The 26,625-nt window shown below is 73.5% G+C and carries 21 protein-coding genes; 1 reads left to right on the top strand and 20 read right to left on the bottom strand.

What is annotated here, in order from left to right; genetic code table 11:
• Positions 1-19 precede the first annotated feature (19 nt).
• From RVR_RS07765 to RVR_RS07775, 3 genes are all read right to left on the bottom strand, one after another.
• On the bottom strand, positions 20-961 hold the full coding sequence (locus tag RVR_RS07765; RefSeq protein ID WP_202233149.1) for an RluA family pseudouridine synthase: 942 nt from the start codon (positions 959-961) through the stop codon (positions 20-22).
• A 44-nt stretch (positions 962-1,005) separates the two neighbouring features.
• Positions 1,006-1,614, bottom strand: coding sequence for a signal peptidase II (gene lspA, locus RVR_RS07770; protein ID WP_202233150.1), 609 nt, complete (start codon positions 1,612-1,614; stop codon positions 1,006-1,008).
• Positions 1,615-1,889: 275 nt separating this feature from the next.
• Positions 1,890-2,867 carry a TraR/DksA family transcriptional regulator gene (locus tag RVR_RS07775; RefSeq protein WP_202233151.1) on the bottom strand — a complete coding sequence of 326 codons (978 nt, stop codon included), beginning with the start codon at positions 2,865-2,867 and terminating at the stop codon, positions 1,890-1,892.
• Positions 2,868-3,459: 592 nt separating this feature from the next.
• On the opposite strand from RVR_RS07775, the gene ileS reads away from it, so the two are divergent.
• Positions 3,460-6,597 (top strand): isoleucine--tRNA ligase, encoded by a 3,138-nt coding sequence (gene ileS / locus RVR_RS07780; RefSeq protein WP_202233152.1) that lies wholly within the window; start codon positions 3,460-3,462, stop codon positions 6,595-6,597.
• Between the two features lie 162 nt (positions 6,598-6,759).
• Here ileS and RVR_RS07785 read toward each other — a convergent pair whose 3' ends face one another.
• From RVR_RS07785 to mraZ, 17 genes are all read right to left on the bottom strand, one after another.
• Positions 6,760-8,043, bottom strand: a complete 1,284-nt coding sequence (locus RVR_RS07785; RefSeq protein ID WP_202233153.1) for a DivIVA domain-containing protein — start codon at positions 8,041-8,043, stop codon at positions 6,760-6,762.
• A gap of 46 nt (positions 8,044-8,089) precedes the next feature.
• Positions 8,090-8,377 carry a YggT family protein gene (locus RVR_RS07790; RefSeq protein WP_202233154.1) on the bottom strand — a complete coding sequence of 96 codons (288 nt, stop codon included), beginning with the start codon at positions 8,375-8,377 and terminating at the stop codon, positions 8,090-8,092.
• Positions 8,378-8,469: 92 nt separating this feature from the next.
• Positions 8,470-9,087 (bottom strand): cell division protein SepF, encoded by a 618-nt coding sequence (locus RVR_RS07795; RefSeq protein ID WP_202233155.1) that lies wholly within the window; start codon positions 9,085-9,087, stop codon positions 8,470-8,472.
• A gap of 95 nt (positions 9,088-9,182) precedes the next feature.
• A complete protein-coding gene (locus RVR_RS07800) occupies positions 9,183-9,902 on the bottom strand; it encodes a YggS family pyridoxal phosphate-dependent enzyme (protein ID WP_202233156.1) in 720 nt (239 codons plus the stop codon).
• Between the two features lie 6 nt (positions 9,903-9,908).
• Positions 9,909-10,676 carry a peptidoglycan editing factor PgeF gene (pgeF, locus tag RVR_RS07805; protein WP_202233157.1) on the bottom strand — a complete coding sequence of 256 codons (768 nt, stop codon included), beginning with the start codon at positions 10,674-10,676 and terminating at the stop codon, positions 9,909-9,911.
• A 31-nt stretch (positions 10,677-10,707) separates the two neighbouring features.
• Complete coding sequence (gene ftsZ, locus RVR_RS07810) at positions 10,708-11,967, bottom strand: cell division protein FtsZ (protein ID WP_202233158.1); 1,260 nt, start codon at positions 11,965-11,967, stop codon at positions 10,708-10,710.
• Positions 11,968-12,228: 261 nt separating this feature from the next.
• Positions 12,229-13,020: a cell division protein FtsQ/DivIB gene (locus RVR_RS07815; protein WP_237404627.1), complete on the bottom strand. Its 792-nt coding sequence runs from the start codon at positions 13,018-13,020 to the stop codon at positions 12,229-12,231.
• Between the two features lie 104 nt (positions 13,021-13,124).
• Complete coding sequence (murG, locus tag RVR_RS07820) at positions 13,125-14,213, bottom strand: undecaprenyldiphospho-muramoylpentapeptide beta-N-acetylglucosaminyltransferase (protein WP_202233159.1); 1,089 nt, start codon at positions 14,211-14,213, stop codon at positions 13,125-13,127.
• 5 nt (positions 14,214-14,218) lie between these two features.
• Entirely contained in the window at positions 14,219-15,514 is a 1,296-nt protein-coding gene (gene ftsW, locus RVR_RS07825) for a putative lipid II flippase FtsW (protein WP_202238460.1), read from the bottom strand.
• Positions 15,515-16,097: 583 nt separating this feature from the next.
• On the bottom strand, positions 16,098-17,597 hold the full coding sequence (gene murD, locus RVR_RS07830; protein WP_202233160.1) for a UDP-N-acetylmuramoyl-L-alanine--D-glutamate ligase: 1,500 nt from the start codon (positions 17,595-17,597) through the stop codon (positions 16,098-16,100).
• Complete coding sequence (mraY, locus tag RVR_RS07835) at positions 17,594-18,658, bottom strand: phospho-N-acetylmuramoyl-pentapeptide-transferase (protein ID WP_202233161.1); 1,065 nt, start codon at positions 18,656-18,658, stop codon at positions 17,594-17,596. Before mraY ends, murD begins: the two co-directional genes overlap by 4 nt.
• Complete coding sequence (locus RVR_RS07840) at positions 18,655-20,103, bottom strand: UDP-N-acetylmuramoyl-tripeptide--D-alanyl-D-alanine ligase (RefSeq protein WP_202233162.1); 1,449 nt, start codon at positions 20,101-20,103, stop codon at positions 18,655-18,657. Before RVR_RS07840 ends, mraY begins: the two co-directional genes overlap by 4 nt.
• Positions 20,100-21,674 (bottom strand): UDP-N-acetylmuramoyl-L-alanyl-D-glutamate--2,6-diaminopimelate ligase, encoded by a 1,575-nt coding sequence (locus RVR_RS07845; RefSeq protein WP_237404628.1) that lies wholly within the window; start codon positions 21,672-21,674, stop codon positions 20,100-20,102. Before RVR_RS07845 ends, RVR_RS07840 begins: the two co-directional genes overlap by 4 nt.
• A gap of 113 nt (positions 21,675-21,787) precedes the next feature.
• A complete protein-coding gene (locus RVR_RS07850; RefSeq protein WP_488165666.1) occupies positions 21,788-23,965 on the bottom strand; it encodes a peptidoglycan D,D-transpeptidase FtsI family protein in 2,178 nt (725 codons plus the stop codon).
• Between the two features lie 4 nt (positions 23,966-23,969).
• Positions 23,970-24,704, bottom strand: a complete 735-nt coding sequence (gene ftsL, locus RVR_RS07855) for a cell division protein FtsL (protein WP_237404629.1) — start codon at positions 24,702-24,704, stop codon at positions 23,970-23,972.
• Positions 24,701-25,669, bottom strand: coding sequence for a 16S rRNA (cytosine(1402)-N(4))-methyltransferase RsmH (gene rsmH / locus RVR_RS07860; RefSeq protein ID WP_202233163.1), 969 nt, complete (start codon positions 25,667-25,669; stop codon positions 24,701-24,703). The genes ftsL and rsmH overlap by 4 nt, the downstream gene beginning before the upstream one ends.
• 344 nt (positions 25,670-26,013) lie before the next feature.
• Positions 26,014-26,454: a division/cell wall cluster transcriptional repressor MraZ gene (gene mraZ, locus RVR_RS07865; RefSeq protein ID WP_346731440.1), complete on the bottom strand. Its 441-nt coding sequence runs from the start codon at positions 26,452-26,454 to the stop codon at positions 26,014-26,016.
• Positions 26,455-26,625 lie beyond the last annotated feature (171 nt).

Here is a 26,625-nt window from a genome sequence, read left to right on the forward strand (position 1 = left end):
GCGCTAGGTTGCCACGCCCCTACTGGCTGTCGGCCCTCACCACGTCCAGCGCGGACTGGAGGTCTTGGGGATACGTGCTCTCGAACGCGACCCACTCGCCGTCCGCGGGGTGCTCGAAGCCCAGCCGCACCGCGTGCAGCCACTGCCGGGTCAGCCCCAGCCGCTTGGCGAGCGTCGGGTCGGCCCCGTAGGTGAGGTCGCCCACGCACGGGTGGCGGTGGGCGGACATGTGCACCCGGATCTGGTGGGTGCGGCCGGTCTCCAGCTTGATGTCGAGCAGGCTGGCGGAGCGGAACGCCTCGATCAGGTCGTAGTGCGTCACGGACGGCTTGCCGTCGGCGGTGACCGCCCACTTGTAGTCGTGGGTGGGGTGCCGGCCGATCGGCGCGTCGATGGTGCCGCTCATCGGGTCGGGGTGGCCCTGCACCAGGGCGTGGTAGCGCTTGTCGACCACGCGGTCCCGGAACTGCTGCTTCAGCCGGGTGTACGCCCGCTCGGACTTCGCCACGACCATCAGCCCGGAGGTGCCGACGTCCAGCCGGTGCACGATGCCCTGGCGCTCGGCGGCGCCCGACGTCGAGATGCGGTACCCGGCGGCGGCGAGCCCGCCGATCACGGTGGTCCCGGTCCAGCCGGGGCTGGGGTGCGCGGCCACGCCCACCGGCTTGACGACGACCAGCACGTCGTCGTCGTCGTGGATGATCTCCATGCCCTCGACGGGCTCCGCGACGATCCGCACCGGGGCCGGAGGCGCCGGCATCTCCACCTCGAGCCACGCCCCGCCGTGCACCCGCTCCGACTTGCCGGCCGCGGACCCGTCGATCGAGACCTTCCCCGAGGCGGCCAGCTCGGCCGCCTTCGTCCGGGAGAAGCCGAACATGCGGGCGATGGCGGCGTCGACGCGCTCGCCCTCCAGGCCGTCGGGCACGGGCAGGGAGCGGACCTCGGGAAGCGTACTCACCCGGTCGAGTATGCCGGACTCGGCCGGGCCCGGATGCCGGCCGGTCACTCCTCCCGCTGCTGGCGCCTGCCGTCCGGCTCGATGCCGAGGAAGGAGAGCAGCACGATCAGCACGCCGCCGCAGGTGATCGCGGAGTCGGCGAGGTTGAAGATCGCGAAGTGCTCGGGGGCGATGAAGTCGACCACCCGCCCCTGGAAGCCGCCGGGCGCGCGGAAGACGCGGTCGGTGAGGTTGCCGAAGGCACCGCCGAGCAGCAGGCCGAGCGCGATCGCCCACGGAAGGCTGTACAGGCGGCGGGACAGGCGCGCGATCACCACGATGACGCCGACCGCGATCACCGTGAACACCACGGTCATGCCCTGGCCCATGCCGAAGGCCGCGCCGGCGTTCCGGATGGCGTCCAGCCGCAGGTAGTGGCCGAAGACGTCGATCGGGGCGTGGTGTTCGAGGCTGTGCACGACCCACAGCTTCGAGAGCAGGTCGAGGAGGTACGCCAGTGCCGCGACGCCTATCAGCACCGCGATGCGGCGCCTGCCGCGCGGGGCCGGGGCCGCCTCGGGGGCGCCCTCCGCGGTCCCGCCCGCGGCCTTCTCCGCACCCGCGTCCCCGTCCGGCGTCTCCGGTGTGGTGATGGTGCGCTCCGCTTCCGTCACGTCAGTCCCTCAGCCTTGTGTGCCCGACCCTCCGTGCGAGGGTACCAAGGGGGGCCGACCCCCCGGGGTGCCCGTTCCGCCCGTTCCGGGACCATCTCCCGGTGGTGAGCCGGTCGCGCTGTTCCCCGCGCCCCTTCGGGGCGCGGCCTCCCTCGCGGAGGAGCCGCACGAACCCGGGGGCGCGGGGAACGGCGCGACCGGCCACAGCGGACCGGAAGGTCCCGGAACCGACAGGACGGGGCAGCCCGGGGGTCGGGCCCCGCCGTCCGCAGGGGCTAGCGGCGCTCCTGGCGCTGCTTGTCGTCGAGGCACAGCGTCGCGCGGGGGAACGCCTGCATCCGGGCCTTCCCGATCGGTCGGCCGCAGACCTCGCACAGGCCGTACGTGCCTTCGTCGAGTCTGCGCAGCGCGTGGTCCGCCTGGGTGAGCATCTCCCGGGTGTTCGCGGCGAGCGCGAGTTCCGACTCGCGTGTGATGTTCTTGGACCCGGTGTCGGCCTCGTCCCCGGCGCCGTCCCCGGAGTCGCGCAGCAGCCCGGCCACCGCGGCCTCCGAGGAGGCGATCTCCGTCCCCAGCCGCTCCACCTCGGCGAGCAGTTCCGACCTCGCCTCCTCGATCTCCTCGGGGGTCCACGGCTCCTCCCCGGGCAGCACCGCGAGGGTGCCGGGCTCCGCCGAGATCCGCGCCGCGGGCACCGCGGAGTCGGCCGCCTTGGCCACGGTCTTCTTAGCTGCCACCTTGCGGGCTCCTGTCTTCCTGGTCCCAGCCTCGCCGGCGGTCGCCGTTTCGGCTTCCGGCCGCTGAGCGGCCGAGGTCTTCTGCGGGGCGGTCCCGGTCCCGGCCGCCTTGCCGGCCGCCGCCTTCCTGGCAGACGCCTTCTTCCCGGCCGTCTTCGCGGCAACCGGTTTCCCGCCGGCGGACTTCCCGGCGGCGGACTTCCCGGCCACCGCCTTCTTGGCCGGCGCTTTCTTGGCCACCGCTTTCTTGGCCGGCGCCTTCTTCGCCGCGGCCTTCTTCGCCGGCGCCTTCTTGGCTACGGCCTTCTTGGCTACGGCCTTCTTCGCCGTGGTCTTCTTCGCCGTGGACTTCGCGCTCCTCTTCGCCGCCGGCCGTTCGGCCGAGCGGGCGGACGACGCCGCCGCCTCCTCCTCCGTGCCGGTCGCGCCCTTCTTCCCGGCCGCCGCCTCCGCGGCGGCCGTGCCGGCCGGTTTCCTCGCCACCGCCGCGTCGGCGGCGGGCTTCCTCACGACCATGGCCGCGACCCCTTCACGTCGGTGATCTCGTGCGCGAATCGTGCCGGAAACGGTAAAACGGGCACCGATCCGCGGCAACGGGGCGCGCTGCCGGGCCGACCCGGGCCCTCGGGCGGGGAACCGGTCTGCATCCGTTGTGCCCAGCTCACGGTCAGGTATTCCGCCGTAAGCCGTGAACCATGCCGTATCCCGGGACGAAGGCCGCCATTAGGGTCAGCCGGGACCCGCCGCGCCCCGGGAAAACCGTGCGCGGGCGCGCCGCGCGGGCCCGTACACTGGGCGCAGCGAAAGGCGTGGATGGGACGAGTAGCGCCGCACGCAGCCATGAGCGACCCGGGGACGGTGGAAGCCCGGGGGTGTGCGCGGTGCGAAGATCACCCCGGAGCCGCCGGAAGAAGGCCCACGGGCGCGCCGAGCACGGTGCCCGTCCGCTGGTAGAACCGGCCTCGCGACCCCAATGAGGGGGCGGTGGGTCCCACGGGCCCGTACACCGCCAAGGAGGGTGGTACCGCGGGAGCGCCGGCACGGGTTCTCGTCCCTCCGACGGAAGAACGCGACAAGCGACAAGCGTCCGCCGGAGGAAGAACCCCTGATGAGCCAGCCGCAGTACCGCCAGGTACCCGCCCAGGTCGATCTGCCCGCCCTCGAACACGAGGTGCTCCGACTGTGGAGCGAGCGGAAGACCTTCGCCCGCTCCGTCCAGCAGTCCGAGGGCCGCCCCGACTGGGTCTTCTACGAGGGCCCGCCGACCGCCAACGGCATGCCCGGCGCCCACCACATCGAGGCCCGGGTCTTCAAGGACGTCTTCCCGCGGTTCAAGACCATGCAGGGCCACCACGTGACCCGCAGGGCCGGCTGGGACTGCCACGGGCTGCCGGTCGAGCTGGCGGTGGAGAAGGAGCTGGGCTTCACCGGCAAGCAGGACATCGAGGAGTACGGCATCGCGGAGTTCAACGCGAAGTGCCGCGAGTCGGTGACCCGGCACACCGACGCGTTCGCCGAGCTGACCACGCGCATGGGCTACTGGGTGGACCTCGACGACGCCTACCGCACCATGGACCCGCAGTACATCGAGTCGGTGTGGTGGTCCCTGAAGCAGATCTTCGACAAGGGCCTGCTGGTGCAGGACTACCGGGTCGCCCCCTGGTGCCCGCGCGACCAGACCGGCCTGTCGGACCACGAACTCGCGCAGGGCTACGAGACCGTCGTCGACCCTTCCGTCTACGTGCGCTTCCCGCTCACCTCCGGTCCGCTGGCCGGCGAGGCCGCCCTCCTGGTGTGGACGACCACCCCCTGGACCCTGGTCTCCAACACCGCGGTCGCCGCGCACCCCGAGGTGGCGTACGTGGTGGCCACCGACGGGAACGAGCGGCTGGTCGTCGCCGAGCCGCTGCTCGGCAAGGCGCTGGGCGAGGGGTGGACCGCGACCGGGCAGACCTTCACCGGCGCCGAGATGGAGCGCTGGACCTACCGGCGCCCGTTCGACTACGTCGACATCCCCGACGCGCACTTCGTCGTCAACGCCGGGTACGTCACCACCGAGGACGGCACCGGGCTGGTGCACCAGTCCCCCGCGTTCGGCGAGGACGACCTGAGGACCTGCCGCGCGTACGGTCTGCCGGTGGTCAACCCGGTGCGCCCGGACGGCACCTTCGAGCCGGATGTCCCGCTGGTCGGCGGGGTCTTCTTCAAGAAGGCCGACGAGACGCTGGTCGCGGAACTCGACGCGGCCGGCCGGCTCTTCCGGCACCTGCCCTACGAGCACAGCTACCCGCACTGCTGGCGCTGCCACACCGCGCTGCTGTACTACGCGCAGCCGTCCTGGTACATCCGCACCACGGCGGTCAAGGACGCGCTGCTGCGGGAGAACGAGCGCACCCACTGGTACCCGGGGACCGTCAAGCACGGCCGCTACGGCGACTGGCTGGACAACAACGTGGACTGGGCGCTGTCCCGCAACCGCTACTGGGGCACCCCGCTGCCCATCTGGCGCTGCGCCGACGGCCATCTGACCTGTGTCGGCTCGCGCGCCGAGCTGACCGGGCTGACCGGCACCGACCAGTCGGCCCTGGACCCGCACCGCCCGTACATCGACGCGGTCACCTTCGCCTGCCCGACCTGCGGCGGGACCGCGACCCGGGTGCCGGAGGTGATCGACGCCTGGTACGACTCCGGGTCGATGCCGTTCGCGCAGTGGGGCTACCCGTACCAGGGCAAGGAGGTCTTCGAGCGGACCTACCCCGCGCAGTTCATCTCCGAGGCGATCGACCAGACGCGCGGCTGGTTCTACACGCTGATGGCCGTCGGCACCCTGGTCTTCGACCGGTCGAGCTACGAGAACGTGGTCTGCCTGGGCCACATCCTGGCCGAGGACGGCCGCAAGATGTCCAAGCACCTGGGCAACATCCTCCAGCCGATCCCGCTGATGGACCAGCACGGCGCGGACGCGGTGCGCTGGTTCATGGCGGCCGGCGGCTCCCCGTGGGCGGCCCGCCGGGTCGGGCACGGCACCATCCAGGAGGTGGTGCGCAAGACACTGCTCACCTACTGGAACACCGTCGCCTTCCAGGCGCTCTACGCCCGCACCTCCGGCTGGGCGCCGTCCGCGGCCGACCCGGCGGTGGCGGACCGGCCGCTGCTGGACCGCTGGCTGGTCGGCGAGCTGAACACGCTGGTCCGCGACACGACCGAGGCGCTGGAGGACTTCGACACCCAGCGGGCCGGCAAGCTGCTGTCCGCGTTCGTCGACGACCTGTCCAACTGGTACGTGCGGCGCTCCCGGCGGCGGTTCTGGCAGGGGGACGCGGCGGCGCTGCGCACCCTGCACGACGTGCTGGAGACCTTCACCCGGCTGATGGCGCCGCTGGTGCCGTTCATCACCGAGCGGGTGTGGCAGGACCTGGTCGTCCCGGTCGCGCCCGACGCCCCCGACTCGGTGCACCTCGCGCAGTGGCCGGTGGCCGACGCGGAGCGGATCGACCCGGCGCTGTCGGAGCAGGTGCGGCTGGTGCGCCGGCTGGTCGAACTCGGCCGCGCCACCCGCGCGGAGTCCGGGGTGAAGACCCGGCAGCCGCTGTCCCGGGCGCTGGTCGCGGCGAGCGGGTTCGCCGCGCTGCCGGCCGAACTGCGCGACCAGATCGCGGAGGAGCTGAACGTCTCGTCGCTCGCCTCCCTCTCGGAGGTCGGCGGGTCCCTGGTGGACACCACCGCCAAGGCGAACTTCCGGGCGCTGGGCAAGCGGTTCGGCAAGGGCGTGCAGGCGGTCGCCGCCGCGGTCGCCGCCGCCGACGCGAGTGCCCTCTCGGCGGACCTGCGGGAACGCGGCACGGCGAGCGTGCCGGTGGACGGCGCGAGCGTCGAGCTCTCCCCCGAGGAGGTCATCGTCACCGAGACCCCCCGGGAAGGATGGTCCGTCGCGTCGGACTCCGGCGCGACCGTGGCCCTGGACCTGGCGATCACGCCCGAGCTGCGGCTCGCCGGGCTGGCCCGCGACGCGATCCGGCTCATCCAGGAGGCCCGCAAGCAGTCGGGACTGGACGTGGCCGACCGGATCGCGGTCCGGTGGAGCACGCGGGACTCCGACGTGGCCACCGCGCTCACCACGCACGCGGGCCTGATCTCCGAGGAGGTCCTCGCCCCCGACTTCGCCCAGGGCGACCCGACCTCCGACTTCGGTCCGGCCTTCACCGACGAGGGCCTGTCCCTCACCTTCCACCTGCGGAAGTCCTAGCCGCGGAGGGGCGCGTGGGGGCATCCCACGCGCCCCTCGGGGTGACCGGCGTTCGGGGCCCGCCCTCGTGGGACGGGTGGGCGGACGCGCACAAGGTCCGGGCCCCGCTGGGGAGGATTCCCCGGGGGCCCGGACCTTCGTCGTGCTGGGTGGAGTGACGCCCTAGTTGTCGTCCTCGTCGATCAGGAAGCCGCGCATCGGCGTCGGCGCCTGCTGCAACGGCTGCGGTCCCTGGGGGCGCACCGGTGCCATCGGCTGCGTCATCGCGGGGGACATCTGCTGCTGGCCGCCGTACGTCGGGCCGGGCCCGTGCCCGTTGCCCATGGAGCCGTTCTGCCCGGCACCGCCGCCGTAGGACGGGCCGCCGGAACCGCCGTGCCCCATCGCCGCACCGGCACCCGCGGGCGCCATCCCGCCCATGGAGCCGTTGCCCCCCATCGATCCGCCGCCCATGGAGGGAGCGGACGGCAGCGAGGGCGCGGGCGGGGAGGTCCGCGGCGGGGCGAGCGAGTCGTCCGCCTGGTTCTCCAACTGGCGCAGCTGCGACTCCAGGTAGGACTTCAGCCGGGTGCGGTACTCCCGCTCGAAGCCGCGCAGGTCCTCGACCTTGCGCTCGAGCGTGGCACGCGCGGACTCCAGCGATCCCATCGCGACGCGGTGCTTCTCCTGGGCGTCCCGCTCCAGCGCGTCGGCCTTGGCACGGGCGTCCCGCTCCAGGCCCTCGGCGCGGCTGCGCGCCTCACCGACGATCTTGTTGGCCTCCGACCGCGCCTCGGCGATCGCCTGGTCCGCGGTCTGCTGGGCGAGCGAGAGGACGCGGGCGGCGCTGTCGCCACCGGGGCCCTGCTGCTGCATCGGGTGCTGACCCATCGGGCCGGGGCCGCCGGGGCCCTGCATGCCCGGACCACCCGGACCGCCGGGGCCCTGCATCCCGCCGGGTCCACCCGGCCCCTGCATGCCGCCGGGACCCTGCTGCTGCATGGGGTGGCCCTGCTGCATCGGGTGCTGACCCATCTGCCCCATCGGGCCGGGGCCCTGCTGCTGCATCGGGTGCTGGCCCATCTGCTGCATCGGGCCCGGGCCGTGCTGCTGCTGGCCGCTCGGTCCAGCCGGCAACTGCGGCGCGCCGCCCGGCAGCTGGGGCGGACCCACCTGCTGCTGCGGCATCTGCTGCTGCACCGGCTGGGGTCCGGATATGGCGGCGGGCACCGGACGGTCCTGCTGCTCCGGCTTGCGCATGTTCTGCGACTGCTGCTGCTGGTTGGCAGCGGCGGCACGGGTCGCGGCGGCCAGCTTGGCCCGCAGGTCCTCGTTCTCGCGGAGCAGTCGGGTCAACTCCGCCTCGACCTCGTCGAGGAAGGCGTCGACCTCGTCCTCGTCATAGCCCTCTCGGAGGCGGACGGTCGTGAACTGCTTGTTCCGAACGTCCTCGGGGGTCAGCGGCATCTCTTCACCTCAACGTGATCGTCGACATATCGGGAGCCCGCACCGTTCACATCAGACCCCCTACGACGGAGATCAGGATGTACACGATGATCATCAATACGAAGAAGGACAGGTCGAGCGCCACGCCCCCGAGACGTAGCGGCGGGATGAAACGCCGCAGAAGCTTAAGTGGCGGATCGGTGACAGTGTAGGTGGCTTCCAGGATGACCACCATCGCCTTCCCAGGGTGCCACGAACGGGCGAACTGGAAGACGTAATCCATCACCAAACGGAAGATGAGCACGAACAGGAGGCAGTACAGCGCGATGTACAGCACCTGGAGTGCGACATTCATCGCGCTTCCCTCTCCCCTGCTCATCCATCGGCCTGCCGACCGGGTCCTACATGTCGTGCGGTTGCGTTCTGCCTGGTCAGACCAGGTTCAGGTTAGCTCTGGTTGAAGAACCCACCCTCGGCGATGCGAGCCTTGTCCTCCGCCGTGACATCGACGTTAGCAGGCGAGAGCAGAAAGACCTTCTGCGTCACCCGCTCGATGCTGCCGTGCAGGCCGAAGACCAGACCGGCGGCAAAGTCGACAAGTCGCTTCGCGTCGGTGTCGTCCATCTCCGTCAAGTTCATGATCACCGGGGTGCCTTCGCGGAAGTGTTCCCCGATGGTACGGGCTTCGTTGTAGGTCCGGGGGTGCAGCGTGGTGATCCGGTACGGTTCCCGCTCTGACACGACCTTGGGCATGATCACCGGTGCGTTCTTCTCCAGGTTCTGACGTTCGGGTGTGATGGATGCCACTGGGGCGATCCGCGGTTCGCGCGGTGCCGGGGCATGCACCAGCCGCGGGGGGTCGTCCTGCGGCTGCGGGCTCGGCGGCACGTGCTGGTTGTGCGGCCGGCGGGGGGCGGCGCGCTCGGGCTCCGGTTCGGCGCGGCCGCTGGGCGGCGTGGCCATCTCGGGCTCGAACTCGTCGTCGGGGTCGAAGCCCGGTCCGTCGTATCCGTCGTCCTCCACGAGGCCGAGGTAGACCGCCATCTTGCGCATCGCGCCGGCCATGCTCTGCGTCCTCTCAGCGGGGGTTCGGTCCGCGGCCACCGCTCCCGGCGGCCGCCACACCATATTTATGCTGTGGTCCGACTTGTTTGGTGACGTTACCGGAGCCCGGGACGGACTCCGAGCACCGCCGTACCGACGCGTACATGTGTCGCCCCGGCGGCCACCGCATCGTCCAGATCCCGGCTCATCCCTGCCGAGACCATGTTCGCAGCCGGATGCGTCTCGCGCAGGCGGGATGAGATTTCCGCCAACCGCTCGAAGGCCGCGCGGGGTTGGCCGGCGTACGGGCCGGCCAGCGGAGCGACGGTCATCAGGCCGTCGAGCCGCAGCCCGTCGGCGGCGGCGACGGCGTCGGCGAGCGGACCCACCGCGTCGGGTGCCACCCCGCCGCGCTCGCCCCGGTCGCCGGACTCCGCGTCGAGGGCGACCTGCACCAGGCAGCCGAGCGGTCTGCCCGCGGCGAGGGCCGCGGCGGACAGCGCGGTGACCAGGCGCGGGCGGTCGACCGAGTGCACGTGGTCAGCGTAACGGACCACGGAGCGCACCTTGTTGGTCTGCAACTGCCCGACGAAGTGCCAGCTCAGCGGAAGTTCGGCACAGGCGGCGGCCTTGGGCCCGGCCTCCTGGTCGCGGTTCTCCGCCACCTGCCGGACGCCGAGCCCGGACAGCACCCGCACGTCCTCGGCCGGATAGGTCTTCGTCACCACGATCAGGGTGACCTCGCCGCGGTCCCGGCCGGCCGCGTCGCACGCGCGCGCGATCCGGTCGCGCACCGCCGCGAGGTTCGCGGCGATCTCCTCGGTCCTGCTCGACACGCCCGCTCACCCGTTCCGTTCCGGCGCCGCGGCGGCCGCTTCGCCGGACCCGCGCTCCGGCCGGCCGCCGTCGAGCCAGACGTAGCCGGCCAGTCGGCCGGTGGTGCGGTCGCGGCGGTAGGAGAAGTGGTCGGCGGACTCCCGCGTGCAGACGTCCGGACCGTCGATCACCCGTACGCCGCAGCGCGTGAGTTGTGCGGTCACGCCGGCGCCCACGTCGAGCGCGGGCGTACCCCAGCTCGTCTCGGCGTACGACTCGGGGACGGCGGCGGCGACCTCACTCCGGAGCGCGGCGGGCACTTCATAGCACTTACCGCACACCGAAGGGCCGAGCAGCGCGCTGATCCGCTCCGGCCGCGCGCCGTGCTCGACCATCGCGGCGACCGCGGCCGGCACCACGCCGGCCACCATCCCGGGGCGCCCGGCGTGCGCGGCGGCGACCACGCCGGCCGCGGGGTCGGCGAGCAGCACCGGGACGCAGTCGGCGGTGAGCACCGCGAGGGTCAACTCCGCGCGGGTGGTGACGACGGCGTCGGCCGCGGGCACCGGACGGTCCCCCCACGGCCGGTCGACGGCCACGACCTCGCGGCCGTGCACCTGGTGCATCCACACCACCGTCCCGGGGTCGCGGCCGAGCGCCCGCGCGGCGCGGTCCCGGTTGGCCAGGACCGCGGCCGGGTCGTCGCCCACCGCACCACCGAGGTTGAGGCTGTCATACGGAACGGCGCTCGCCCCGCCCCACCTGTCGGTGAAGGCGAAGCGCGCGCCGCCCACTGCCGTGCTGTGCCCTATCACTGCCGGGCGGTCACTTCAGGAAGTCGGGAACGTCGAGTTCCTCGACGGCCGGGTCCTGGTACGGGCGGGCCGGCGGGACCAGCGGACCGGCCGGCGTCGCCGGGGTCTCGGCGACCGGCTCGTTCTCCGGCTCCGGCTCGCGCTCGGCCGGCGGGGCCGGCACGCTGCCGATGCCCGTGAAGGACGAGGTCAGCCGGCCGGCGTCGGAGCCGGCCGGGCGGCTGCCGGTCGAACCGCCGGTGCCGCCGGAGGTGCCGGCCGCGTCGTCGCGCGAGGTGTAGCCGCCGCCGACCAGCTTCTCCCGGGTGCCCTTGGTGGGCGGCTGGCCGCCGTCGAAGCCGGCCGCGATCACGGTGACCCGCACCTCGTCGCCGAGGGCGTCGTCGATGACCGCGCCGAAGATGATGTTCGCCTCGGGGTGGGCGGCCTCGCTGACGAGCTGGGCGGCCTCGTTGATCTCGAACAGGCCGAGGTCGGAACCGCCGGAGATGGACAGCAGGACGCCGCGGGCGCCGTCGATCGAGGCTTCCAGCAGCGGCGAGGAGATCGCCATCTCCGCGGCCGCCACCGCGCGGTCGTCGCCGCGGGCGGAGCCGATGCCCATGAGCGCGGAACCCGCCTCGGACATCACCGACTTGACGTCGGCGAAGTCGAGGTTGATCAGGCCGGGGGTGGTGATCAGGTCGGTGATGCCCTGCACACCGGACAGCAGCACCTGGTCCGCGGACCGGAAGGCGTCCAGGACGCTCACCTGGCGGTCGGAGATCGACAGCAGCCGGTCGTTGGGGATCACGATGAGGGTGTCGACGTTCTCGCGCAGGCCGGCGATGCCGTCCTCGGCCTGGTTGGCGCGACGCCGGCCCTCGAAGGTGAAGGGTCGGGTCACCACACCGATGGTCAGCGCGCCGAGCGACCGGGCGATGTTGGCCACGACGGGGGCGCCGCCGGTGCCGGTGCCGCCGCCCTCGCCCGCCGTGACGAAGACCATGTCGGCGCCCTTGAGCACCTCTTCGATCTCCTCGCGGTGGTCCTCCGCCGCCTTGCGGCCGACGTCGGGGTTGGCGCCGGCGCCGAGACCCCGGGTCAGTTCGCGGCCGACATCGAGCTTGACGTCGGCGTCGCTCATGAGCAGGGCCTGCGCATCGGTGTTGATCGCGATGAACTCGACGCCCTTGAGACCGACCTCGATCATCCGGTTGATGGCGTTGACGCCACCGCCGCCGATGCCGACGACCTTGATGACTGCGAGATAGTTCTGCGGTGCTGCCACGTCGAAGGCCTCTCGCCTCGAGTTACGAATCGTGTGGGACGGTCGGTACGCTCGTCGATGCCGCGCCGAACCCTGACCCTGAGGTTTAGGGTTAGCCTTAGGCCGGTCCCATGTGTTCCCTTGGGACGAGACACTAAGTCGACAAGCGGTGGCGGTTCAACGAACACGCCGAACCTCCCGTTTTTCTTTTCACCCTATGTGATCACGCCGTCCGCCGCCCAGCCGGGTGGCCGACCCTTGCCGCACCTGGTCCGCGGGGCGTCAACTCCCTGACGCGGCAGGGGCGGTGGGCGCACTGACGTCGTAGTGGGTCGCGTCGGGTTGCGCTTTCATCAGCGCGGTGAGCACGCGCGCCTTGCGTGCGCCGTCTGCCGCACTCCCCCACACCACCTCGCGCCCACCGGAGAGTTCGACGGTGATGCCGTCGTAGGAACGCACCCGGATCGCGGTGGCGTGGCCGTCGAGGGACCTCGGCAGTTCGGCGGAGACCTCGATGGCCCCGCGCAGCAGTTCCCTGGTGCCGAACTGGCGCACGCTGGCCGGCTGCGGGTCGGTCAACTGCACCAGGGGAACTCCCCTCGGCGCCCGGGCCACGGTGGCGAACCGCACACCGTCGCGGTCGACTTCGGTGAACCCGCCGCCCTTTTTGAGCACGGCCGACGGGGTCCGTTCGGTGATCCTCAACGCCACGGTGTGCGGCCAGGAGCGTTCCACGTCGACGTGGTCGATGCGGGGCAGGGCGGCGGTGAGCCGCCTGCTGACCGCGCCGGTGTCCACGGAGAACAGGGCGCCGCCGAGCGGGACTTTCGCCGCACTGACGATCTGATGATCGGTCAATACCGAATTCCCACTGACCTTGACGTGCTCGGCCCGCAGCAGGGAGGAGCCGTACACCAGGTAGCCGCCGCCCCCGCCGAGCACGGTCAGCGCGAGGAGCGCCAGCAGCAGGGCTCTGCGCCTGCGGCGCACGACCGAACTCCCCGGGTCCGTCCGGGGCGACGGGTGCGGCGCGTCCCCCAGGCGCCCCGCGCCGGGCGTTGCGAGTCGGGTCATCTCGGCCTCCGAAGTGGGCGGTAATGCCCCTATCCTGCAACGTCTTCACCGGCGGCCACGGCGACCCGCCGCCGCGGAGGCGGTCGCGTCCCGGCAGCCGCCCCTCACCTGCGCGCGGCGACCGCCTCGTACACCATGCGGACCAGCAGGTCGTCCGCGTCGCGGCGGCCGAACTCCGCGGCGGCGCGGGACATGTCGTACAGGCGGTGCGGGTCGGTGAGCACCGGGAGCACGCTGCCCAGCACCCACTCCGGCGTCAGTTCCGCGTCGTCGACGAGCAGTCCGCCGCCGGCCCTGACCACCGGCTGCGCGTTCAGCCGCTGCTCGCCGTTGCCGATCGGCAGCGGCACGTACGCCGCGGGCAGCCCCACCGCGGACAGTTCGGCCACCGTCATCGCGCCGGCCCGGCACAGCATCATGTCCGCGGCCGCGTAGGCGAGGTCCATCCGGTCCAGGTACGGCACCGGCCGGTACGGCGGCATCCCGGGCATGTTGTCGGACTGCGGCAGTTCGTTCTTCGGGCCGACCGCGTGCAGGATCTGCACCCCGGACTGCTGGAGCCGGGGGGCGACCGTGGCCACCACCTCGTTGAGCCGGCGGGCGCCCTGGGAGCCGCCGGAGACCAGCAGGGTCGGCAGGTTCTGGTCGAGGCCGAAGGCGTGCCGGGCCTCCGGGCGGGCGGCGGCCCGGTCGAGCGTGGCGATGGTGCGGCGCAGCGGGATGCCGATGTAGCGCGCGTCGCGCAGCTTGCTGTCCGGGGTGGAGACGGCCACGCCGTGCGCGTAGCGGGAGCCGATCTTGTTGGCCAGGCCCGGCCGGGCGTTGGCCTCGTGGACCACGATCGGCACGCCCAGGCGCTTGGCGGCGAGGTAGCCGGGCAGCGCGACGTAGCCGCCGAACCCGACGAGGCAGTCGGCCCTGGTGCGTTCGAGCACCTGCTCGGCGGCCTTGATGGTGCCGCGCAGCCGCCCGGGGACGGTGATGAGTTCGGGTGTGGGCCGGCGCGGCAGCGGGACGGCGGGGATGAGGGCGAGTTCGTAGCCCCGCTCGGGCACGAGCCTGGTCTCCAGGCCGCGCTCGGTGCCGAGTGCGGTGATCCCCACGGACGGGTCCTGCCTGCGCAGGGCATCGGCGAGCGCGAGCGCCGGCTCGATGTGGCCGGCGGTCCCCCCGCCGGCGAGTACGACATGCACCGAATTCACCGCTCTCCCGACGGCCGCCTTCCGGTACGCCGTCGCATCGTCCGTCTCACCGCCCCGGCCAGGGAGGCGTGCTCCCGGGTGGCCAGGGCCGCCCGCGCCGCCGGCTCGCTCCTGGCGAAGGAGACCAGCAGCCCCACCGCGTACATGGTCGGCAGGAGGGCCGAGCCCCCGTAGGAGAACAGCGGGAGCGGCACCCCGGCGATCGGCAGCAGGCCGAGCACCGCACCGACGTTGATCACGGCCTGGACCGTGATCCAGGTGGTCACGCCACCCGCTGCGAACCTGACGAAGGGGTCCTCCGTGCGACCGGCCACGCGGATACCCGCGTAGCCTAGTGCCGCGAAGAGGGCGAGCACGGACAGCGTCCCGGCCAGGCCCAGTTCCTCCCCGGTCACGGCGAAGATGAAGTCGGTGTGCGGCTCGGGCAGTTCGCCCCATTTCTCCACGCTCGCGCCCAGCCCGGTGCCGAACCAGCCGCCCGACGCCAGGGCGTAGATGCCGTGCACGGCCTGCCAGCACTGGTCGTTCGCGCCCGGCGAGGTCGCGGCGATGCAGTGCAGCCGGCCCATCCGGTTCGGGCTGGTCAGCACGAAGAGCGCGGCCAGCGCGCCGGCCGCGGCGAGCACGCCGGTGAACAGCCGGGTGGGGGCGCCGGCCAGCCACAGCATGCCGAACAGGACCGCGGTGAGCACCATGGTGGTGCCCATGTCGCCGCCGAGCATGATCAGCCCGAGCAGCAGCACCGCGACCGGGACCAGCGGGACCAGCAGGTGCTTCCACTGGGTGAGCAGCTTCTTCTCGTTCTTGCGGGCGAGCAGGTCCGCGCCCCACATCACGAGCGCGAGCTTGCCGAACTCGCTGGGCTGGAGCTGGAACGGGCCGCCGATGGACAGCCAGTTGGTGTTGCCGTTGACCGTCTGCCCTATCCCCGGCACCTGGACCAGGCACATCAGGAAGACCGCGCCGATCAGCAGCGGGTAGGCCAGCGCCCGGTGCAGCCGGATCGGCATCCGCGCCGCCCCGTACAGCAGCACCGAGCCGATCGCCACGGCCATGAGCTGCTTGCGGAAGTAGTACGTCGAGGGCAGGCCGTAGCGCAGCGCCTGGATCATCGACGCGGAGTAGACCATCACCAGGCCGAGCACGGTGATCAGCAGGCCGGCGCCCACGATCACGTAGTACGCGGTGAGCGGGCGGTCCCACGCGTCGCGGAGTTGCTTCGGCAGCCGTGCCGCGCCGCGCCGGGCGCTGCCGCGGCCGCCGGTGAGGCGGGGGGCCCTGGCGGCGGGCACCTGCCCTCCGCGCGGACGGGCGCCCGCGGCCGCTCCCGCCGGGCGCGCGGCCTGGCGCGCTCCGTCCGCGGCCGAGGTCCCGCGCCCCGCGGCGCCCCCGGGGGCCCATCCGGCCCGCCGCTCCCGGGCCGCCGCCCGGTAGACCCGGCCGGCGGCGGGCGCCTCGCCGGCTCCGGCCGGCTCCCGGCCGGAGCGGCGCCCACCCTCGGGGGCGGCGCCGGCTCCCGCCGGTCGGCCCCCGCCGGAGGCGGGCCGCTGGGACGCGGGCGGCCGGTCCGCGCCGCGGGTGCCGGAGGCGGCCTCGGACCGGGACGGCCGCCCGCGCTCCGGTGCCGGGCCCTCGCCCGGGGTCCGGCCCCGGCCCGGCACTCCGGGCGCGCCCGCGCGGCCGAGGGGCGGCAGCCGGTCGGCACCGTTCGCCCGGCCGGACGGCGGCAGCCGGTCCGCGCCGTCGACCTGGCGGCGGATCGCGCCCGGGGGGCGCTCCTCGCCGCCGCCGGGGGCGGTGAAGCGGTCTCGGGGCATGCGTCCCCTCCTCAGTGCGCGGGCACGGCCGGCCGCCGCCCCGAGCCGGGGCCGCCGGTCAGCGGCCGTGGTCGGCCGGGCCGACCTCCTCCTGCCCGCCGGCGGCGGCGAGGGCACGTACCGCCTCGGCGAACAGGTCACCACGCTGGTTGTAGTTGGTGAACATGTCCATCGACGCGCAGGCCGGGGCCAGCAGGACCGTGTCGCCCGGCCGGGCGAGGTCGCGGGCCGTACCGACGGCGGCGGACATCGCCCCAGTGTCGGTCCGTTCCAGCTCCACCACCGGGACCTGCGGGGCGTGTCGCGCCAGTGCTTCGCGGATCACCGCCCGGTCGGCGCCGAACAGCACCACCGCGCGCAGCCCGGACGCGGCCCGCGCGGCCAGCTCGTCGAACTCCGCGCCCTTGGCCAGCCCGCCGGCCAGCCAGACCACCGACGGGTAGGCCGCGAGCGACGCCGCGGCCGCGTGCGTGTTGGTGGCCTTGGAGTCGTCGACGTAGGTGACGCCGTCGACGACGGCGACCTCGGCGATGCGGTGGGCGTCCGGCCGGAAGGCGCGCAGGCCCTCGCGCACGGCGGCCGGTTCGACCCCGAAGGCCCGGGCGAGCGCGGCCGCGGCCAGCGCGTTGGCGATGTTGTGCGGGGCCGGCGGCCGGACGTCCGCGACCTCGGCCAGTTCCTGCGCCCGGTTCTGCCGGTCCTCGACGAACGCGCGGTCCACGAGGATGCCGTCGACCACGCCGAACTGCGAGGGCGCCGGCGCCTGGAGGGTGAAGCCGATCGCCCGGCAGCCCTCCTCGACGTCGGCCTCGCGCACCAGCCGCTCGGTCTCCCGGTCGGCGGCGTTGTACACGCAGGCGACCTGGTTGCCGGTGTAGATCCGGCCCTTGTCCGCGGCGTACGCGGCCATCGAGCCGTGCCAGTCCAGGTGGTCGGGCGCGAGGTTGAGCACCGCCGCGGAGTGCGGGCGCAGGCTCGGCGCCCAGTGGAGCTGGTAGCTGGACAGTTCGACGGCGAGGACGTCGTAGGGGCCGCCCTCCGGCTCGCCCAGGACGACGTCGAAGAGCGAGACGCCGATGTTGCCCACGGCCGCGGTGCGCAGGCCGGCGGCGGTGAGGATCGCGGCGAGCATGCGGGTGGCGGTGGTCTTGCCGTTGGTCCCGGTGATCGCCAGCCACGGTGCCGCGTCCGGTCCGCGCAGCCGCCAGGCGAGTTCGACGTCGCCCCACACCTGCACGCCCGCCTCCGCGGCGGCCGCGAACAGCGGGCTCGACGGCTTCCACCCGGGGGTGGTGACGACCAGTTCGGTGCCGTCCGGGAGCGTGTCCGCGTCGCCGAGCCGGACCTCGGCGCCGAGCGCCTCCAGTGCGGCCGCCTCGGCCCGCTGCCGGTCGCCGGCCGGTCCGTTGACCACGGTCACCCGCGCCCCGAGCTGGAGCAGGGCCTTCGCGGCGGGCACCCCCGAGACGCCGAGTCCGGCGACGGTGACGCGGGCGTCCTTGAAGTCGGCCGGGTCGTCGAAGCGGGCCGGACCGGGGGCGGGCCGGGCGGCCGTCATGACGCCGCCACCCAGGCCGCGTAGAACAGCCCGAGGCCGACGGCCATGCACATGCCCTGGATGATCCAGAACCGGACCACGATCAGGACCTCGCTCCAGCCCTTGAGTTCGAAGTGGTGCTGGAGCGGCGCCATCCGGAAGACCCGCTTGCCGGTGAGCCGGAAGGAGCCGACCTGGATGACCACGGACATGGTGATCAGGACGAACAGGCCGCCGAGGATGGCCAGCAGCAGTTCGGTGCGCGAGCAGATCGCGAAGCCGGCCAGCGCGCCGCCCAGGGCCAGCGAGCCGGTGTCCCCCATGAAGATCTTCGCCGGCGAGGTGTTCCACCACAGGAAGCCGAAGCAGGCGCCCATCAGCGCGGCGGCCACCACGGCCAGGTCCAGCGGGTCGCGCACCTCGTAGCAGGCGCCGTTGGCGCTGACCGGGGCGCCGCACCACTGGCCGTACTGCCACACGCCGATGACGGTGTAGGCGGCGAAGACCATCACGGACGCGCCGGTGGCCAGGCCGTCGAGGCCGTCGGTGAGGTTCACGCCGTTGGACATCGCCAGGATCATGAACAGCGCCCAGATCACGAAGATCACCGGGCCGATGGACCAGCCGAAGTCCGTGGTGAAGGAGAGCTTCGTGGACGCCGGGGTCTGGCCCCGCGAGTCGTGGAAGTTCAGCGCGAGCACCGCGAAGGCGATGCCGACGATGAGCTGGCCGGCCATCTTCGCCTTGGCCCGCAGACCCAGGCTGCGCTGCTTGACGATCTTGATGTAGTCGTCGAGGAAGCCGACCAGGCCCATCCCGACGGTCAGGAACAGCACCAGGACACCGGACATGCTGGCCTTGTCGCCGGTGGCGAGCTTGGTGATCACGTACGCGAGCACCGTGGCCGAGATGAAGGCGATGCCGCCCATGGTGGGCGTGCCGCGCTTGCTGTGGTGCGCCTTCGGGCCGTCGTCCCGGATCATCTGCCCGTAGCCCTTGCGGGCCAGCAGGCGGATCAGCAGCGGGGTGCCGAACAGCGACAGGAACAGGCCCAGGACGCCGGAGACGAGGATCTGCTTCATCGGGTGGCACCCTCGCGGGCCGCCCCGCCGGCGGCTGCGCCGCCGGCCTCGATCAGCGCGAGGGCGACGGACTCCAGTCCGACCGACCTCGACGCCTTGACCAGCACGACATCTCCCGGCCGCGCCTGAGCGCGCACCAGGTCGACCGCCGCCTCCGCGTCGGACACGTGCACCGACTCCTCACCCCACGAACCCTCGTTGTAAGCGCCCATTTGCAGCCACCCGGCTTCCGTGCCGCCGACGGCCACGAGCTTGCTGACGTTGAGTCGGACGGCCAGCCGCCCCACCGCGTCGTGCTCCGCGAGCGACTGCTCGCCGAGTTCGGCCATCTTCCCCAGCACCGCCCAGGTACGGCCCCCCCGGGCCTGTACGGAGCTGCCCATCGCCGCGAGTGTGCGCAGGGCTGCCCTCATGGATTCCGGGTTCGCGTTGTAGGCGTCGTTGATGACCGTCACGCCGTCGGGAAGCTCGGTGACCTCCATCCGCCAGTGCGAGAGCGAGCCGGCCGCGGAGAGCGCGGTGGCGATCTCCTCGACAGGCATGCCGAGTTCACGGGCGACGGCGGCCGCGGCGAGCGCGTTCGACACGTGATGCTCACCGTACAGGCGCAAGGTCACTTCGGCGCACCCGGAGGGTGTGCGCAGGGTGAAGAACGGCTGCCCGGTGGCGTTGAGCGTCACGTTCTCGGCGCGTACGTCCGCTTCGGGGGCTTCGCCGAAGGTCACCACTTTCGCCGTGGTTCGGGTGCGCATGGCACTCACCAGCGGGTCGTCGGCGTTCAGCACGGCGACGCCGCCCTCGGCCGCGCTCGGCAGGGCCTCGACGAGTTCGCCCTTGGCCTGGGCGATCTGCTCGCGGCCGCCGAACTCGCCGATGTGCGCGCTGCCCACGTTGAGCACCAGGCCGATCCGGGGCGGGGTGAGCCCGGTCAGGTAGGCGATGTGGCCGATGCCGCGGGCGCCCATCTCCAGCACCAGGTGGCGGGTGCCCTCGTCGGCGCTGAGGGCGGTCAGCGGCAGCCCGATCTCGTTGTTGAACGAGCCGGGCGTCCACACGGTGGGTGCCAGGCGCTCCAGGAGCTGTGCGAGCAGGTCCTTGGTGCTGGTCTTGCCGGCCGAGCCGGTCAGCGCCACCACGGTCGCGCCCAGCCGCTCGATGACGTGCCGGGCGAGCGAGCCCAGCGCGGCCTGGACGTCGTCCACCACGACGGCGGGGACGCCGACCGGTCGGGCGGCCAGCACCGCCACCGCGCCGTCGGCGACCGCCTTGGCGGCGAAGTCGTGGCCGTCCGAGCGCTCTCCGGCGAACGCGACGAACAGGGAGCCGGGAACCACCTCGCGGGAGTCCCTGACCACCGGGCCCGTGACGCGTAGCGCACTGTCCGGTATGTCGTGCGTGCTCCCGCCGACCGCGCGTGCGACCTCGGCGAGGGTGAGGGGGATCACTGTTCTTGTCGGTCCTTATCGATCGCGGCGCGCAGCACCTCTCGGTCGTCGAAGGGGCGCACCTCTCCGGCGATGTCCTGGCCCTGCTCATGGCCCTTGCCGGCCACCAGCACGATGTCGCCGGGCCGCGCGAGCGCGACGGCGGCGGCCACCGCGGCGGCCCGGTCGGGTTCGACGATGACGTGTCCGCGCTGCCCGGCCGGCACGTCCGCCGCGCCGGCGAGCATCGCGGTGAGGATCCGCAGCGGGTCCTCCGAGCGGGGGTTGTCGGACGTGAGCACGGCGGTGTCGGCGAGCCGGGCGAGCGCCGCGCCCATCGGGCCGCGCTTGGTGGCGTCCCGGTCACCGCCGCAGCCGAGCACGGCGTGGATACGGCCGTCGGTGGTGGTGCGCAGCGCGCGCAGCACCGACTCGACGGCGTCGGTCTTGTGGGCGTAGTCCACGACCGCGAGGTAGGGCTGGCCCGCGTCGACCCGTTCCAGCCGGCCCGGCACGCCGGGGACGGCGGCGATGCCGTCGGCGGCGGTCTGCGGGTCGAGCCCGGCGGCGGCCAGCGCGGCCAGCGCGGCGAGGGTGTTGGCGACGTTGAACGGGCCGGGCAGCGGTGCCACCGCCCGCACCCGCTCGCCCTTGGGGCCGATCGCGGTGAAGCGGCTGTCCATCGGGCCGGCCTGCACGTCCTCGGCCCGCCAGTCGGCGTCGAGGCTGCCGTCCGCGGAGAACGTGACCAGCGGCACGCCGGCCTCCGCGACGAGCCGGCGGCCGTACTCGTCGTCGAGGTTGACCACGCCCAGACGGCTGCGCGCCGGCGTGAACAGCCGCGCCTTGGCCTGGAAGTAGTCCTCCATGCCGGAGTGGAACTCCATGTGCTCCGGGCTGAGGTTGGTGAAGACCCCGACGTCGAAGACGGTGCCGTCGACGCGGCCGAGGATGAGGGCGTGGCTGGAGACCTCCATGACCGCCGCGTCCACGCCGCGTTCGCTCATCACCGCGAACAGCGCCTGGAGGTCGGTGGCCTCGGGGGTGGTGCGCTCGCTCTTGATCCGCTCGTCGCCGATCCGGGTCTCGACGGTGCCGATCAGCCCGGTGCGGCCGGCGGCGTGGCCGGCGCGCAGCCCCCCTTCGACGAGGTAGGACGTGGTGGTCTTGCCGGAGGTGCCGGTGATGCCGATCCGCAGCATGGCCTCGCCGGGCCGGCCGTAGACGGCGGCGGCGAGCTCGCCCATCTCGGCGCGCGGGTCGGGTGTGACGAGCACGGGCAGGCCGGTCGCGGCGGCGCGCGTGGCGCCGGCCGGGTCGGTCAGCACCGCCACCGCGCCGGCTCCGGCGGCCTGCGCGGCGAAGTCGGCGCCGTGTACGCGGGCGCCGGGCAGGGCCGCGTACAGGTCGCCGGGCCGGACCGCGCGGGAGTCGTGCGTGATGCCGGTGACCCGGGGGCCGCCGTCCGCCGCCGGGTCCGCGGCGGCGTCCGGGTCGAGGCGGCGGGCGAGGTCGGCCAGCGGCGTGGGGCGCACGTGGGCCGGGCGCGGGGCGCCCGGTGGTCTGAGGGTGGGTTGATGAGCTGTGGGCACGGCCGCGAGAGTACCGGGCGAGCCGGGGTCCGGGCCAAAACGGCCGCCGTCACGGCCGGTGCTGTCGCCGGCCGCGGGGGGCGCGGGCGGGAGGGGTCGGCTGCCGATGGTGATCACCCGACTTTCTTGTCGTGGGTGGCCGGGTCCGCCGGGTCCCAGGTGACCGGCAGCTTCGGCGCGGGGGCTCCGGAGGGGGCCACCCCCAGGGACTTGAGGGCGAACTGCATGACCTGCTTGAAGACCGGGCCGCAGATGTCGCCGCCGAAGTAACTGCCCTTCGTCGGGTTCTGGATCACGCACGAGACCGTCACCCGCGGCTTGTCGGCCGGCGCGAAGCCGAGGAAGGAGGAGGTGTAGCCCTTGTAGCGGCCGGTCGTCGGGTCCACCCGGTTGGCCGTACCGGTCTTGCCGGCCACCCGGTAGCCGTCGATGCGGGCGTTGATGCCGGTGCCCTGCTCGCTGCCGACCACCGACTCCAGCATCTGCGAGACGGTCCTGGCGGTCTTCGCCGACACCACCCGGGTCTTCTTCGGGGCGGCGGCCGGCACGTACCGGCCGTCGGGGCCGGTGGTGCCGCGGATCAGGCTGGGCTCGACCCGTACCCCGCCGTTGGCGATGGTGGAGTAGACCGAGGTGGCCTGGAGCGCGTTGACCGACAGGCCCTGCCCGAACGGGATGGTGTACTGCTGGGAGGCGTTCCAGTCCTGGGGTTTGGCGAGGATGCCGGGGGTCTCCCCGGGGAAGCCGATGCCGCTGGGCTGGCCGATGCCGAACTTCCGCAGGTAGGAGTAGAGCACCTGGTTGGCCTGCGCCTGGGTCTTGCCGAGCTGGCCGCTGGCCTCGATCGTGCCGATGTTGCTGGACTTGGCGAGCACCCCGTTGAGGGTCAGGTACCAGGTGCCGTGGTCGACGTCGTCGTGGAAGATCCGGTCGGCGCGCGGCAGGGTGCCGGGCACCGTGACGCGGGTGGTGGGGGTGGCCGTGCCGGTGTCGACGATCGCGGACATCGACATCAGCTTGCTGACGCTGCCCGGTTCGTAGGCGTCCTGCATGGCGGCGTTGCCGAGGGCGGCGCTGTCGGCGTGCGACAGGTCGTTGGGGTCGAAGCCGGGCGCGTCGGCCATCGCCAGCACCTGGCCGGTCCGCGGGTCCTGCACCACGACGTAGCCGCGGTCCGCCTTGGACTTCTGCACCTGCTGGGTGATGGCGCTCTGCGCGGCCCACTGGATGTCGCGGTCGAGGGTGAGCTGCACGTCGGTGCCGGGCACGGCCGGCTGCTCCTGGCTGCCGGCGGTGGGCACCTGGCGGCCGTCGGACTGCGCGTAGCGGATCTTGCCGTTCTTCCCGGCGAGTTCCTTGTCGAGCATGGACTCCAGGCCGCCCGCGCCCTGCCCCTGGCTGTTGACGAAGCCGATGACGCCCGCGGCCAGGTCGCCGGCCGGGTAGACCCGCTTGGAGTGCGGCACGTCGAAGATCCCGGCCAGCACGTCGGCGCCCTGGCCGGCGGCGGCCTTGGCGGCCAGGGTGGACTTGAGGTCCTGGATCTGGTTCCACGCCTGCGGCGACTGCTGCTGGGCGATGATCTGGTAGCGGGACTTGGGGGTGGCGAGCTGCTGGGCGATCTTCGTGGCGTCGCCGCCGACGATCGGCGCGAGAAGCTGGGCGGCCTGCTGCGGCGCGTCCTTCACCTTCGCCTGCGCGGGCGTGAACAGGTACGGGTCGGCGGTGATGTCGAAGGCGTCCACGGTGGTCGCCAGGTCCACCCCGGACCGGTCGGTGATGGTGCCGCGGTCGGCGGTGACCTCGTGGGTGACCCAGCGGTTGACCGCCGCCTTGGCGGCGTACGCGGACGCGTCCACGGCCTGGACCTGGAGCAGCCGCACCACGAACACGGACATCACCAGCGTCAGCACCACCCCGACCAGCCGCAGCCGCGGCCGGACCGCGCCGAGCCGCACCGCCCGCGGGCCGCCGGGCCGGGTCCGGCGCAGCGCGGCGGCCCGGCCGACGGGGCGCACCGGGTCGGCCCGCCAGGTCCCGCCCCGGTCGGCGCGGCCCGCGCCGCCGCCCGGGCGCGGCACGCGGGAGGCGCGCGGCCGGCCGCCGTCCGCGGGGTCGGCGTCGGAGCGGGGGGCCGCCGGACGGGCGGTACGGCGGGGCTGCGGGCGCGGCGCGGCGTCCCGCGGCCCGCCGCGCCGGGCGTCGCGGCCCGCACCGCCGGAGGCGCCGGTCGAGGACGGCCGCCGGGGGCCGTCGCCGCGCGGGCGGTCTGCGTCGTCGCGAGGGGTCACGCGCTCACCTGCCGGAGGTCGGGGTGGTGGGGGCCGGGAAGGTCGTCGCCGTCGCCCCGGACGTCGAGGTGGTCGCCGAGGTCGGGGTGGTCTGCGGCGTCGAGGAGTTCAAGGTGTTCGTGGCGGCCGAGGTGTTCGCGGTCGCGCCGCTCGGGGTGCCGGACGTGCCGGGCACGGACGTGCCGGGGGTACCGGAGGTGGCAGCCGTGTCGGACGTGCCGGCCGCGCCGGAGGTGGCAGCCGTGCCGGAGGGGTCCGGGGTGCCGGTCGGCGCGGCGGGCGTGGTCGGCGCCGCGGGCGTGGTCGGCGGGGGCGCGGGCGGGGCGGTGGCTGGCGAGGGGGTGCCCTGGACCTTGCCGTTCGGGTCGAGGAAGGCCGGGTCGCCGCCGGGCACCATGCCCAGCTCGCGGGCCCGCTTCTCCAGCGAACCGGGCGCGGAGTAGCCGTCGACCTCCTGCTGGAGCTGCTGCTGCTGGTCGGTGTAGTGCGTGGTCTGGTCCTGGAGCTTGTCCAGCTTGAAGGAGTCCCGGTTCAGCGCGGAGTTGAGCATCAGCAGCGAGATGAGTCCCCCGGCGAGCAGCGTCACGACCAGGACGACGAACGGGGTGCGCCGCGCGGTTGCGGACCGCCCGGCACCCAGCCGGGCGCCCAGCCGGGCGCCCAGCGCGCTGCCGCGCACCGCGTCGCGCACGCTGACGCGGCCCGTGCGCCGCCCGCCGTCTCCGGTGCCACCGCTCATCGCACGTCCTCCCGGATGCGTTCGGCGCCGCGCAACCGGGCCGGTGCGGCCCGCCGGTTCCCGGCGATCTCGTCCTCGTCCGGCAGTTCGGCGCCGCGGGTCAGCAGCTTCAGCCGGGGCTGGTACTGCTCGGGCACCACCGGCAGCCCCGGCGGCGCGGAGTGCGCGGCACCGGCCGCGAGGACCTGCTTGACCAGCCGGTCCTCCAGCGACTGGTAGGACAGCACGGCGATCCGGCCGCCGACCGCGAGCGCGGCCACCGCCGCGGGCACGGCCCGCTCCAGCACCGACAGTTCGCCGTTGACCTCGATCCGCAGCGCCTGGAAGGTGCGCTTGGCCGGGTTCCCGCCGGTCCGCTTGGCCGCCTGCGGCAGCGCCTGCCGGATCAGCTCGACCAGCCGCGCGCTGCCGCTGAACGGCTCCCGCTCCCGCTCGCGCACCACCGCGTCCACGATCTTGCGGGCGAACTTCTCCTCGCCGTACGCCCGCAGGATGCGCACCAGTTCGCCGGGCGGGTAGGTGTTCAGCACCTCGGCGGCGCTGATCCCGGTGGACTGGTCCATCCGCATGTCCAGCGGGGCGTCCTGGGCGTAGGCGAAGCCGCGGTCGGCCTCGTCGAGCTGCATCGAGGACACCCCGAGGTCGAAGAGCACGCCCTGCACCCGCGGCACCCCCAGCCGCCGGAGCACCTCGGGCAGCTCGTCGTAGACCGCGTGCACGAGGGTGGCGCGCTCCCCGAACGGCGCGAGCCGCTCGCCGGCGAGCTTCAGCGCGACCGGGTCGCGGTCCACCGCCACCAGCCGGCAGGACGGGAAGGTGGTGAGCAGCGCCTCGCTGTGCCCGCCGAGTCCGAGCGTGGCGTCGACCACGACGGCGCCGGGCAGCGCGAGCGCGGGGGCCAGCAGGTCGAGGCAGCGCCGCAGCATCACCGGAATGTGCCGCGGGGACGGGGACGGGTTGCTCATGGGGCCCTTATCGAACGGTAGGGACGGCGTCGCGCGGTGGGGATCGGGAACGGCGTCGGACGGTGGGACGGTCGAGCGGTGGGACGGTGGAGCGGTCTGACGGTCGGCCGGGGCGTCCGACGATACGGGCGCCGGCTGCCAGACAAGCACGACGGACACGCTACGGCCGGCAACGGCTCGGTGGACGCGGAACCTGGTCCCCGCCCGCTCGAAGGAAGACGCGCCCCTGGCACCGGGGAAGTGGTGCCAGCGGAGCCGGGAGCGGGAGGAGGCCGGGCCGCGCGTCCGCGCCCGGGTGGGGCGGGACGAGGGGGGTGCGCGTCCGCGTCGTGGCGGGGCCGCGCTCACAGTAATCCGGTCGCGACCTCCTGTGACAGGGCCGAAAAGGTGTCTTCCTGGGCGGCCAGGTACCGCTCCCACGCCTCCGCCGACCAGATCTCCACCCGGGTGTTCGCCCCGATCACGGCGCACTCGCGGACCAGGCCCGCGTAGTCCCGCAGCGGCTGCGGGACCGTCACCCGGCCCTGCCTGTCCGGCACTTCGTCGTGTGCGCCCGCGAACAGCACCCGCAGGTAGTCGCGGGCGGCCTTGGAGGTGAGGGGCGCGCCGGACCACCGCTCGGTGGCGGCCCGGAAGCCCTCGACCGGCCACACGTACAGGCAGCGCTCCTGCCCGCGGGTGATCACCAGTCCGTCGGCGAGCTGCTCGCGGAAGCGCGACGGCAGCACCAGCCGGTTCTTGTCGTCCAGCCGCGGCGTGTACGTCCCGAGGAATCCCAGGAACACCGCACACCTCCCGCAGACGGCACCACTTCGCGCCACTTTACTCCACCATGCCCCACCGTCAACGGCGGCCGCGCCCGGGCGCGCCCCCTCATACGCCGTGTGCGCCCCTGTGTACGCCCGGGTCCGCACCCCGCACGCCGCCTGCCGCGGGAGGTGCGCCCGTGCGCGGCC

The sequence above is a fragment of the Streptomyces sp. SN-593 genome (assembly GCF_016756395.1).
Taxonomy (GTDB): Bacteria; Actinomycetota; Actinomycetes; order Streptomycetales; family Streptomycetaceae; genus Actinacidiphila; species Actinacidiphila reveromycinica.